General features: G+C 54.1%; 8 protein-coding genes. 4 read left to right on the top strand and 4 right to left on the bottom strand.

Annotated features, from left to right (window positions below; all coding sequences use genetic code 11):
- Positions 1-233: 233 nt before the first annotated feature.
- On the top strand, positions 234-2,228 hold the full coding sequence (gene tkt / locus OGW16_RS20175) for a transketolase (RefSeq protein WP_047409594.1): 1,995 nt from the start codon (positions 234-236) through the stop codon (positions 2,226-2,228).
- Here the strand turns inward: tkt and OGW16_RS20170 are convergent.
- The 3 genes from OGW16_RS20170 to aegA all read right to left on the bottom strand — a co-directional run bounded on the left by OGW16_RS20170 (position 2,218) and on the right by aegA (position 6,096).
- The gene (locus OGW16_RS20170; RefSeq protein ID WP_286518728.1) at positions 2,218-3,261 is read right to left on the bottom strand and encodes a DUF1176 domain-containing protein; all 1,044 of its coding nucleotides are present in this window, start codon (positions 3,259-3,261) and stop codon (positions 2,218-2,220) included. The two genes, tkt and OGW16_RS20170, sit on opposite strands and share 11 nt — an antisense overlap.
- A 123-nt stretch (positions 3,262-3,384) precedes the next feature.
- Positions 3,385-3,960 (bottom strand): GDP-mannose pyrophosphatase NudK, encoded by a 576-nt coding sequence (nudK, locus tag OGW16_RS20165; protein WP_213733281.1) that lies wholly within the window; start codon positions 3,958-3,960, stop codon positions 3,385-3,387.
- Positions 3,961-4,116: 156 nt separating this feature from the next.
- Positions 4,117-6,096 (bottom strand): formate-dependent uric acid utilization protein AegA, encoded by a 1,980-nt coding sequence (gene aegA / locus OGW16_RS20160; protein WP_286518727.1) that lies wholly within the window; start codon positions 6,094-6,096, stop codon positions 4,117-4,119.
- 260 nt (positions 6,097-6,356) lie between these two features.
- Here aegA and narQ point away from each other — a divergent pair, with 260 nt between their 5' ends.
- Together narQ and acrD are read left to right on the top strand one after the other, a co-directional pair.
- Positions 6,357-8,054 carry a nitrate/nitrite two-component system sensor histidine kinase NarQ gene (narQ, locus tag OGW16_RS20155; protein ID WP_181231198.1) on the top strand — a complete coding sequence of 566 codons (1,698 nt, stop codon included), beginning with the start codon at positions 6,357-6,359 and terminating at the stop codon, positions 8,052-8,054.
- A 184-nt stretch (positions 8,055-8,238) separates the two neighbouring features.
- Positions 8,239-11,352: a multidrug efflux RND transporter permease AcrD gene (acrD, locus tag OGW16_RS20150; protein WP_043017160.1), complete on the top strand. Its 3,114-nt coding sequence runs from the start codon at positions 8,239-8,241 to the stop codon at positions 11,350-11,352.
- A 75-nt stretch (positions 11,353-11,427) separates the two neighbouring features.
- Here the strand turns inward: acrD and ypfM are convergent, their stop codons facing one another.
- Positions 11,428-11,487 (bottom strand): protein YpfM, encoded by a 60-nt coding sequence (ypfM, locus tag OGW16_RS20145; RefSeq protein WP_001386977.1) that lies wholly within the window; start codon positions 11,485-11,487, stop codon positions 11,428-11,430.
- A 387-nt stretch (positions 11,488-11,874) separates the two neighbouring features.
- Between ypfM and OGW16_RS20140 the strand changes: the two genes are divergently transcribed.
- A complete protein-coding gene (locus OGW16_RS20140) occupies positions 11,875-12,231 on the top strand; it encodes an ArsC family reductase (protein ID WP_100194646.1) in 357 nt (118 codons plus the stop codon).
- Position 12,232: the final 1 nt, after the last annotated feature.

Genomic DNA, 12,232 nt, shown 5'->3' with positions numbered 1-12,232 from the left:
ATTCTACTGAGCCGCACATTATCACCCCAGTCAACGGCACAAACTTTGAAGGTCCCCAAACTCTCACCATTCAAAGAAAGAATTTGTTATCAATTTATAACAGCCATGTTACCTGCTTAATCCAGCAATACCATGCTTGTCTGCTATGCTTTTTGCTGACAACGCCCGCAATTTTCCCAAAAGTGTGAATCACAACACGCATCTAACACTTTACTTTTCAAGGAGTATTTCCTATGACCCGTAAAGAGCTTGCCAATGCCATTCGTGCGCTAAGTATGGATGCCGTCCAAAAAGCTAACTCCGGCCACCCTGGAGCACCAATGGGGATGGCCGATATCGCTGAAGTGCTATGGAACGATTTTCTGCGCCATAACCCGACCGATCCTACCTGGTACGATCGTGACCGGTTTATTTTGTCCAATGGCCACGCCTCAATGCTGCTTTACAGCCTGCTGCATCTTTCCGGCTATGACCTGCCGCTCGACGAGTTAAAGAATTTCCGCCAGCTCCATTCGAAGACCCCAGGACACCCGGAAATTGGCTACACGCCGGGAGTGGAAACCACCACCGGCCCGCTGGGCCAGGGTTTAGCCAACGCAGTCGGGATGGCAATTGCCGAACGCACGCTGGCAGCGCAGTTTAACCAGCCGGATCATGAAATTGTCAGCCATTTTACCTACGTATTCATGGGCGATGGCTGTCTGATGGAGGGCATTTCTCACGAAGCGTGCTCGCTGGCGGGCACCCTGGGACTGGGTAAACTCATTGGCTTTTACGATCACAACGGCATCTCGATTGATGGCGAAACCGACGGCTGGTTTACCGACGATACCGCGAAACGCTTTGAGGCCTATCACTGGCATGTGGTGCATGAGATTGACGGTCATGACCCTGAGGCGGTGAAAAAAGCGATTCAGGAAGCGCAGTCTGTTACCGATAAGCCGTCGCTGATTATCTGCCGCACGGTAATTGGTTTTGGTTCACCGAACAAAGCCGGGAAAGAGGAAGCGCACGGCGCAGCGCTGGGCGAAGAAGAAGTGGCGCTGACCCGGCAGAAGCTGGGATGGCATCATCCTGCTTTTGAAATCCCCAAAGAGATTTACCGGGCGTGGGACGCACGCGAGAAAGGCGAAAAAGCGCAACAGGGCTGGAATGAGAAATTCGCGGGGTATCGACAAGCGCATCCGGAGCTAGCGGCAGAGTTTACCCGCCGGATGAGCGGCGGACTGCCGAAGGAGTGGGAAGCAACAACGCAGAAATATATTACCGAGCTGCAGGCCAATCCGGCCAAAATCGCCACCCGTAAGGCCTCGCAAAATACCCTTAACGCCTACGGGCCGATACTACCTGAGCTGCTTGGCGGCTCTGCGGATCTGGCGCCCAGCAATCTGACTATCTGGAAAGGCTCCACTTCTCTTAAAGAGGATCATGCAGGAAATTACATTCACTACGGCGTGCGGGAATTTGGCATGACCGCGATTGCCAACGGTATCGCACACCACGGGGGCTTCGTACCGTACACCGCAACGTTCCTGATGTTTGTTGAATACGCCCGTAATGCTGCGCGCATGGCGGCGCTGATGAAAGCCCGACAAATTATGGTTTATACCCACGACTCGATTGGTCTGGGGGAAGATGGTCCTACGCACCAGGCCGTTGAACAGCTCGCCAGCCTGCGTCTGACGCCTAATTTCAGCACCTGGCGGCCGTGCGATCAGGTTGAGGCGGCGGTAGGCTGGAAGCTGGCGGTCGAACGCCATGACGGGCCAACGGCGCTGATCCTCTCGAGGCAGAATCTGGCGCAGGTTGAACGCACGCCTGAGCAGGTACAGCAAATTGCCCGCGGTGGCTATGTGCTGAAGGATGGCGGTGGTAAGCCGGATGTTATTCTCATTGCTACCGGTTCAGAAATGGAAATCACGCTGCTGGCGGCGGAAAAACTGACCGGCGAAGGTCGTAACGTGCGGGTGGTTTCTCTGCCCTCAACCGATATCTTCGACGCCCAGGATGAGGCGTACCGGGAGTCGGTCTTGCCGGCAAACGTCAGCGCGCGCGTGGCGGTAGAGGCTGGCATTGCCGACTACTGGTACAAATATGTTGGACTGAAAGGGGCGATTGTCGGCATGACGGGTTATGGGGAGTCAGCACCGGCGGACAAGTTGTTCCCATTCTTCGGCTTTACGGTGGATAACATCGTCGACAAAGCGCACAAAGTGCTTAACGCGTGATCCACAGCGTGGGCCAGGCATCTGGCCCATGCCAGTTATCACAGCTAGGCTCCTGGGCGTAGCGCACCAGGCGAAACCGCTGTCCATCATAGCGCCAGCGGGTCTGGATACCGCAATCTGCCATCCCTCGTCCTTTGGCGAGGGTTACCAGCTCCCGCGACTTCTCGTCAAACGTGGCGTTGGTCAACTCCATATCGCGACTTTCCGCATCCGTTTTAAAAGGCAGGCTCAGGCGTACCGCGCGTGAAGTCATAGGGTTAGTGCGTGAAACCACCCACGCCAGATCGATGGTGTTATACGCCCCGGCCTCACAGCCAATCATCAGCAGCGCTTTATCATCCGTCAGGGCCGTAACGCGCATCTCGCGCCGCAGCGGATCGATCGAGCAGCGAATACCGTTGATCCGCCAGTTACCGTAGTCCAGCAGTTCACTGCGCTCCTGCTGTGTGAGAGGCGTTGGCGTTGGATTAATGACCGCCACGCCTTTCAGTGCGGGAGCCGGAGGAACGCTGAGCGGAGGCTCGTCGCCTTTTTCGATCCATGCGGTTTCGCTACCGACCCGTTTTTGTTGGGCGTCGATAAACAGCAGCGCGGCTTTTAGCCCATCCAGTGACAGGGTTTGCGACCCTTTTTGCAGGGTTATCGCCTTCGCGTCCTGTACGGTTTGTAAAAAGGCGCTGATGGTCGCCGGATCGTCGGTCATCAGTTGCCGGGGAGTAATACGCCAGTGTTCGCCGCGAAGCGAGAGCGGCGCGCCATCCAGGAGCAGACGCGGCGCAATATCGCTCTCTTTGACAGTGGATGTTTCCAACCCACCCAGTTCAATACGCAACACGGCGTCGGTATGCGCCCCGGCGCTGCGGCTTAAGGTCATGACCAGGCCGTGATGTTCAACGGTATTGCGCGCCACGCAAAAGTTTTGGTTATTGCACGTTACCTGCCAGTCAGAAAACGCTTGCTGAGCGGGTGCAGCCCACAGCAAACGGACGGGTAGCAACCCGAGCAGGAAAAGCAAAATAACGCGATAGCGCATGGACGGTACAACCCCGAAGTCAAAACACACAGCCTAAGCGGTATCTTCCTTGCGCGACTGATGTGGCTCAATAAGAATCGTCGGATTGGCCGAAAATTTGTAAAGAAATATAAATCCCGTGCATTAATCCATGAGATGCGACGACTGCAAATAGTTCAGTAAAAGCACCGTTTTACCGTCACGGATCTCACCCGTTTTAATCATTTCCAGCGCCTGTGCGAACGGCAGCTCCAGAACCTCAATATCTTCATCTTCCACACCGCCGCCGGCGTTTGCCCGCTGACTGTCGCTGTATTGCGCGATAAAGAAATGGATCAGCTCCGTTACGCCGCCCGGCGACATGTAGAGTTCGAACAGTTTACGCACTTCACCCACTTCATAGCCGGTCTCTTCAATCGCCTCTTTACGAATACACGCTTCCGGTTCGTCGTTATCCAGTAGCCCGGCGCAGGTTTCAATCAGTTGACCATCTTCGTTACCGTTGACCCAGGTGGCGACACGAAACTGGCGGATTAACACCACTGTTTTCTTCTCCGGGTTATACAGCAGGATAGTAGCGCCGTTACCGCGATCGTAAACCTCGCGCTTATGACGAATCACCTCCCCAGTGCTACGGGTCAGGTCATAGGTAATATTGCGCAGGATGAAGTAGTTATCGGAGAGGACTTTATCTTTGATGAGGGTAATTTTTTGCGACATACCGGCTCCACAGCAAGAAGTGAGAAATAATACTACGCCGTGAAACCGGGTTTGTCTTGGAACAATGTAGGCCTGATAAGCAAAGCGCCATCAGGCATGCATGCGGCACATTGCCGGATGGCAACGCTAACGCGTTTTATCCGGCCTACTCGCCGATTAATGAGATTTGACTGATTTTACGCCCAGCCAGTCGACTATCCCCTGGGCAGCATGCCGTCCTTCCGCCATGGCCGTCACCACCAGGTCCGCACCGCGTACCGCGTCGCCACCGGCAAAGATTTTCGGATTACTGGTTTGATATCGGTATGCGCTTTCAACATCGGCAGCAATGCGCCCCCAGTTATCGACCTTAACGCCATGCGACTCCAGCCACGGCATGCCGTGCGGGTGAAAGCCAAACGCCATGATCACCGCATCTGCGGGCATGACAAACTCACTCCCGGCGATGGGAACCGGGCGTCGGCGGCCCTGCGCATCCGGCTCGCCAAGCTGTGTACGTAAAAAACGCACGCCGCTGACTCGCCCATCGGCATGCAACACCAGCTCAACCGGCTGGACGTTAAACTCGAAGTTTGCTCCTTCTTCCCGAGCGTTCTTCACCTCTTTTTTCGAACCGGGCATATTGGCTTCATCACGACGATAGGCGCAGGTCACCTGGCTTGCGCCATGGCGCAGTGCGGTACGCACGCAGTCCATTGCCGTATCGCCTCCGCCCAGTACAACCACGTTTAGTCCGGCGGTGTCGATATACGGCTCGTCAGGCAGCTCTTCCAGCCCCATCACCTGCTTAGTGTTGCCGATCAGGAACGGCAGCGCATCATATACGCCAGGCGCGTCTTCATTCGGCAGATCCGCCTTCATGGAACGATAGGTTCCTACGCCCACGAACACGGCATCGTAATCCTCCAGCAGCGTTTCAAGCGCGACATCCTTACCTACTTCACAGTTCAGTTCGAAATGAATACCCATGGCGCTGAAGATTTCACGACGGCGCGCCAGCAGCGATTTGTCCAGCTTGAAGGCCGGAATGCCGAACGTCAGCAAACCGCCGATTTCAGGATGGCGATCGTACACGGTGGCGCTGATACCGCTGCGCGCCAGCACATCGGCGCAGGCCAGACCCGCCGGGCCTGCGCCGATGATAGCAACCCGCTTGTCCACTTTCTGCACGTGGCTTAAGTCCGGTCGCCATCCTTTGCTCAGGGCACGATCGGAGATGTAACGCTCAATATTACCGATAGTCACCGCGCCCTGTTCGCTACGTACCGTGCATGCTCCTTCGCAAAGCCGGTCCTGTGGACACACGCGCCCGGTCACTTCCGGCAGGCAGTTAGTCTGGTGAGAAAGCTCAACCGCCGCATCGATGTTCCCGGCTTTGACCAGTTCAATCCACTGAGGAATATGGTTATGCAGTGGGCAGGTCCATTCGCAAATACTGTGGTCGCCGCATTTCAGGCAGCGGGATGCTTCCCGTTCCGCCTGCGCCGTACGAAACGGCAAATAGATCTCTTCAAAGCTGGTTTTACGGGCCTCAATCGCCAGCTTATCCGGCTCGCCCCGCGCAGGCGTCGCCTGCATTTGCTCACGTTTGGTGATGACATGTGGAACAAAATCGGTAGCGCTGGCATGCCATGGCTGGCTTTCCAGACTGGCGGTACGCAGCCTGCGCGCTTTTGACAGGCCGGTAAGCGAATTTTCCGTCACCAGCTGTAACGCCTGTGCCGGACAGTTCTCGACGCAGGCAGGTCCCTGTTCGCGTCCCTGACACAAATCACATTTGTGCGCGGTGGCTTTCACCTTCCCTTTGGCTACGGGAGTGAGTACGATCTGCATCGTGCCGAAAGGACAGGCTACAACGCATGATTTACAGCCAATGCACTTTTGCGGATTCACCTGCACGCTGTCGTTATCATGGCTGATTGCCCCGTTCGGGCAACTTCTGGCGCAGGGCGCATCTTCACAGTGGTGGCAGGTCACTGCGCTACGCTGCTGCTGATGTTTAATGACGGTAATTCGGGGCTGGAAATGCCTCTGGCTCAGGACATGCTGCTCGTCGTTGTGAGCCATGACGCAGGCGACCTCACAGGCATGGCATCCCAGGCACTGCTGGCTATTGACCATAATAAAACGATTCATGGCTTCCTTCTTTTTTGGTTGCAAAAACCTTATTCTTTATAAGAGTGTTATTAACCGACACGGAAGGAAGCGGCAATGTTCATTTGCCCAGGAAGCACAACTATTTATCCAGAACCTGTGGCAGATCAATTTATTTCATCGCATATGAAATTGTGTTTCAGTTACCATCCAGTTTCATGGCGTTTTATTAACATTTATCAAATACACCGCATCGTTCAGGCTGTTTTAAGGCGCGACGTGTATTGTGTGAGGATGCACAAGTGACGGTAAAGCGTCCGGTCTCGGCCAGTCTGGCTAAAGCTTTTTTTTACATCGTGCTGTTGTCGATTCTCTCAACGGGTATTGCGTTGCTCACGCTGACCAGCAGCTTGCGCGATGCCGAAGCCATCAACGTTGCTGGCTCATTGCGCATGCAAAGTTATCGTCTGGGTTACGATCTACAAAGCCAAAGCGCACAGCTCAACGCTCATCGCCAGCTTTTTCAGCAGGCGCTAAACTCACCGGCGCTTCAGAACCTGAACGCGTGGTATGTGCCACAAGCGGTAAAAATCCGCTATGGACGTCTGCATGCTAACTGGCTGGAAATGAACGCCCGTCTGATTGATGGCGATTTAAAATGGTACCAGACCAATATCAACAACTACGTCGATCAAATCGATCTCTTTGTGCTGGCGCTGCAGCATTATGCCGAACGCAAAGTGATGCTGGTTTTTGGAATTTCACTGGCGGGTGGGATCGGCATATTCACTCTCGTCTTCTTTACCTTGCGGCGAATTCGCCAGCAGGTGGTGCGTCCGCTGAATAAGCTGGTGATGGCCAGCCAGCACATCGAACACGGGCAGTTTGATATCCCGCCGCTGGATACCGGTTTGCCCAACGAACTTGGGTTGCTGGGTAAAACCTTCAGCCAGATGTCGAGTGAATTACACAAACTGTACCGCTCGCTGGAAGCTTCGGTCGCTGAGAAGACCCACGATCTCCACGAAGCCAACCGCCGTCTGGAGGTGTTGTATCAGTGTTCCCAGGCATTAAATACCAGTCAGATTGACGTACACTGTTTCCGCCATATTTTACAGATTGTCCGCGAGCATGACGCCGCGTATTTCCTGGAACTCACCGTCGGCGATAACTGGCGGATTAGCGAAGGGACTAAAAGTCCTGAGTTACCAATGCAGATCCTGCCAGTCACCATGCAGGAAACCGTTTACGGGGAACTGCACTGGCAAAGTCCCAACGCCAACGCTTCCACTCCGCTGCTCAACAGCGTCTCCTCAATGCTGGGACGCGGGTTGTACTTCAACCAGGCGCAAAAACATTTCCAGCAGTTGTTGTTAATGGAGGAGCGGGCGACGATTGCACGCGAGCTGCACGACTCGCTGGCGCAGGTGCTCTCTTATTTACGTATTCAGCTCACGCTATTGAAGCGCTCGATCCCGGAAGATAACGCCCCGGCGCAAAGCATTATGGCGGATTTCTCCCAGGCGCTGAATGATGCCTACCGCCAGTTGCGCGAACTGCTCACCACCTTCCGCCTGACTTTACAGCAGGCCGATCTTCCCTCAGCCCTGCATGAAATGCTGGAAACGCTGCAAAATCAGACCTCGGCTAAACTGACGCTGGATTGCCGATTGCCGACGCTGGCGCTGGACGCGCAAATGCAGGTGCATCTGCTGCAGATCGTCCGTGAAGCGGTGTTGAACGCGATTAAGCATGCCAACGCAACCGAAATTGCCGTCAGTTGCGTAACAGCACCCGATGGTAATCATACGGTTTATATCCGCGATAACGGCATCGGCATTGGCGAGCCGCATGAGCCTACGGGGCACTATGGGTTAAATATTATGCGCGAGCGGGCGGAAAGGCTGAGCGGCACGCTGACCTTCTCTCAACCCTCCGGAGGGGGTACGCTGGTGAGTATCAGTTTTCGTTCGGCAGAATCCGACGGTGAACTAACGTAAAGAACCGCAAAGTGCCGTCGGGGCTGGATCCAGGCCTGACGGCGTTGGCACAAAAGGTATGCTGTAAACGGGCATGATAATTTACATTATCTTCTTTTTTTCTCCACGTTTGACCCGTACCTTGCCGCTAAAGTGAAGCAAGTCATACCCATAACGATACGCAGAAACACGAGGTCCCCTTTTAATGGCGAATTTTTTCATCGATCGCCCCATTTTTGCCTGGGTGTTAGCTATCCTGTTGTGCCTGACAGGAGCCCTGGCTATTTTTTCGCTGCCCGTTGAGCAATATCCCGATCTGGCGCCGCCAAACGTGCGGATAACCGCGAACTACCCTGGCGCATCCGCACAAACGCTGGAAAACACCGTCACCCAGGTTATCGAGCAGAACATGACCGGTCTCGATAATCTGATGTATATGTCATCGCAGAGCAGTGGGACAGGCCAGGCATCGGTTACGCTGAGCTTCGTCGCCGGAACCGATCCTGACGAGGCCGTCCAGCAGGTGCAAAACCAGCTACAGTCGGCAATGCGTAAGCTTCCGCAGGCGGTACAGGATCAGGGGGTCACGGTGCGTAAGACCGGGGACACCAACATTCTGACCATCGCCTTCGTCTCCACTGATGGCTCAATGGATAAGCAGGACATCGCTGACTACGTCGCCAGTAATATCCAGGATCCGCTCAGCCGTATAAACGGCGTGGGCGATATTGATGCTTACGGTTCACAATATTCCATGCGAATCTGGCTCGACCCGGCCAAACTCAACAGCTTTCAAATGACCGCCAAAGATGTGACCGACGCTATCGAGTCACAGAATGCGCAGATTGCCGTCGGACAGCTTGGCGGTACACCTTCGGTGGACAAGCAGGCGCTAAATGCAACAATCAACGCCCAGTCTTTGCTGCAGACTCCGGATGAATTCCGCGCGATTACGCTACGCGTCAACCAGGATGGCTCAGAAGTTAAACTGGGCGATGTGGCGACGGTCGAAATGGGCGCGGAAAAGTATGACTACCTCAGCCGCTTCAACGGCAACCCGGCTTCCGGTCTGGGGGTAAAACTGGCCTCCGGCGCTAATGAAATGGCAACGGCGGAGCTGGTTATCGACCGCCTGAACGAGCTTTCGCAGTATTTTCCGCACGGGCTGGAGTACAAGGTAGCGTATGAAACCACCTCCTTTGTCAAAGCCTCAATTATCGACGTGGTGAAAACGCTGCTGGAAGCGATCGCGCTGGTATTCCTCGTGATGTACCTGTTCCTGCAAAACTTCCGCGCCACGCTGATTCCTACCATCGCCGTTCCCGTGGTCCTGATGGGCACCTTCTCGGTGCTCTACGCCTTTGGCTACAGCGTTAACACCCTGACGATGTTTGCGATGGTGCTGGCGATCGGTCTGCTGGTCGATGACGCCATTGTGGTGGTGGAAAACGTCGAGCGTATAATGAGCGAGGAAGGCCTTTCGCCGCGGGAAGCGACGCGGAAATCGATGGGTCAAATCCAGGGCGCGCTGGTCGGTATCGCGATGGTACTGTCGGCGGTGTTTATCCCAATGGCCTTCTTCGGCGGCACCACCGGGGCTATTTACCGCCAGTTCTCGATAACCATCGTCTCCGCGATGGTGCTGTCTGTTCTGGTAGCGATGATCCTCACCCCTGCCCTGTGCGCCACCCTGCTCAAACCGCTGCATAAGGGCGAACATCACGGGCAAACCGGTTTCTTTGGCTGGTTTAACCGCATGTTTAATCGCAACGCCGAACGCTACGAAAAAGGCGTCGCCAGGATCCTGCACCGCAGCCTGCGCTGGATACTGATCTACGGCCTGTTGCTCGGCGGTATGGTTTTCCTTTTCCTGCGCCTGCCAACCTCCTTCCTGCCCCTGGAAGACCGCGGCATGTTTACAACCTCGGTGCAGTTGCCCAGCGGCTCCACGCAGCAACAAACATTGAAAGTGGTTGAGGAGGTGGAGAAGTATTACTTCACCCATGAGAAAGACAACATTACGTCAGTCTTTTCCACGGTCGGCTCCGGCCCTGGCGGGAACGGTCAAAACGTGGCGCGTATGTTTGTCCGCTTAAAAGACTGGGATGAGCGCGACACCACGACCGGAACCTCTTTCGCCATCATTGAACGTGCGACCAAAGCCTTTAACAAGATTAAAGAAGCCCGCGTCTTCGCCAGCAGCCCTCCAGCTATCAGCGGCCTCGGAAGCTCTGCCGGTTTCGATATGGAGCTGCAGGATCACGCCGGTGCGGGCCATGATGCGTTAATGGCCGCGCGAGACAAGCTTATCGAACTGGCCGGGAAAGACGCCTCCCTGACCCGCGTTCGTCATAATGGTCTGGACGACAGCCCGCAGTTGCAAATTGATATCGATCAGCGCAAAGCCCAGGCACTGGGCGTTTCCATTGATGATATCAACGACACATTGCAAACGGCCTGGGGCTCCAGCTACGTCAATGACTTTATGGACCGGGGGCGCGTGAAGAAGGTTTACGTACAGGCGGCGGCAAAATATCGCATGCTTCCGGACGACATCAACCTGTGGTACGTCCGCAACAATAGCGGCGGCATGGTGCCTTTCTCGGCCTTTGCCACGTCACGCTGGGAAACGGGTTCACCGCGTCTGGAACGCTATAACGGCTACTCTGCCGTCGAGATTGTCGGCGAAGCCGCGCCGGGCGTCAGTACCGGTACGGCAATGGACATAATGGAATCGCTGGTGCGCCAGTTGCCGACCGGATTCGGCCTCGAATGGACTGCGATGTCCTATCAGGAACGGCTGTCGGGTTCTCAGGCTCCCGCCCTGTACGCCATTTCTCTGTTGGTGGTATTCCTGTGTCTGGCGGCTCTGTACGAAAGCTGGTCGGTTCCCTTCTCCGTCATGCTGGTGGTGCCGCTGGGGGTCATTGGCGCGCTGCTCGCCACCTGGATGCGTGGCCTGGAAAACGACGTGTACTTCCAGGTTGGGTTACTCACCGTTATCGGCCTTTCGGCGAAGAACGCGATATTGATTGTTGAATTCGCCAATGAAATGAACGAGAAAGGACACGACTTGCTCGACGCCACCCTGCATGCCTGTCGCCAACGCTTACGACCAATTCTGATGACGTCGCTGGCGTTTATCTTTGGGGTGCTGCCGATGACCATCAGCAGTGGCGCAGGTTCCGGAGGTCAACATGCGGTGGGGACGGGCGTAATGGGCGGGATGATTTCAGCCACTATCCTGGCGATTTACTTCGTTCCTCTGTTCTTTGTGCTGGTGCGCAGACGCTTCCCGTTGAAGCCACGCCCAGAATAATCGGACACAAAAAAGGCGACTTACGTTGAGTCGCCTTTTTTTATCCTTTGCAGGATATGAATTTCTTCCAGAAAATTATTTACGAAGCATCACTTCGATAAAGTCTTTCCAGTTCCCCAGTTCACGTTCAATCATAACAACCTCTCTTATTATTATGGGCATTCTACGAAATCATCATCTTTAAAAGAAGGCAATTTAACCGATGGTTGTGATTACTTCCTCCAGTGCTGGGGTATATGTAATCACTATGCGCTAAACCCATAAATTTTATGTGACTTACTGCAATATTTTGAAATATTCATACATCATCTACTACTTTGTCAATTCTGATGGAAAAACAGGCTGATGCAAACAGGCAAAATCTGATTTTCAGTTTCCCGCGAGTTTTGGAACTTTCAGGAATCATTATTCACCATTCAACAACAATGTTATATTTTTCTATAACGATTCGATGACAATATGTATTATTCATAGTTATAGAATACGAGAATAAATATTCAATTTATGTCAATAAGGATTCAAATGATTACCCTCTACGGCATTAAGAATTGCGACACGATTAAAAAGGCCAGACGCTGGCTCGAAGACAATGGGGTCGAATACCGCTTTCATGATTATCGCGTCGACGGCCTGGACAATGCGCTATTGCACTCTTTTATTAACGAATTAGGCTGGGAGCCATTGCTCAATACGCGTGGAACCACCTGGCGTAAACTGGATGAAGCTACACGCAGTAAAATCACAGATGCCTCCTCTGCCGCCGCGTTGATGATTGAAATGCCAGCAATTATCAAACGCCCATTGCTCTGCGCGCCGGGTAAGCCTATGCTGCTTGGTTTCAGTGAATCCAGTTATACTCTGTTTTTAAATGAGGTGTAGT

Source organism: Citrobacter sp. Ce104, assembly GCF_030334595.1.
Classification (GTDB): Bacteria; Pseudomonadota; Gammaproteobacteria; order Enterobacterales; family Enterobacteriaceae; genus Citrobacter; species Citrobacter europaeus.
The sequence above is the reverse complement of the archived record's forward strand: the minus strand, read 5'-3'. Positions and strand labels throughout refer to the sequence as shown.

Excerpts from the sequence above, each read along its gene's own strand:
- tkt (WP_047409594.1), top strand. The coding sequence starts at position 234 with ATGACCCGTAAAGAGCTTGCCAATGCCATTCGTGCGCTAAGTATGGAT.
- OGW16_RS20170 (WP_286518728.1), bottom strand. The coding sequence starts at position 3,261 with ATGCGCTATCGCGTTATTTTGCTTTTCCTGCTCGGGTTGCTACCCGTC.
- nudK (WP_213733281.1), bottom strand. The coding sequence starts at position 3,960 with ATGTCGCAAAAAATTACCCTCATCAAAGATAAAGTCCTCTCCGATAAC.
- aegA (WP_286518727.1), bottom strand. The coding sequence starts at position 6,096 with ATGAATCGTTTTATTATGGTCAATAGCCAGCAGTGCCTGGGATGCCAT.
- acrD (WP_043017160.1), top strand. The coding sequence starts at position 8,239 with ATGGCGAATTTTTTCATCGATCGCCCCATTTTTGCCTGGGTGTTAGCT.
- OGW16_RS20140 (WP_100194646.1), top strand. The coding sequence starts at position 11,875 with ATGATTACCCTCTACGGCATTAAGAATTGCGACACGATTAAAAAGGCC.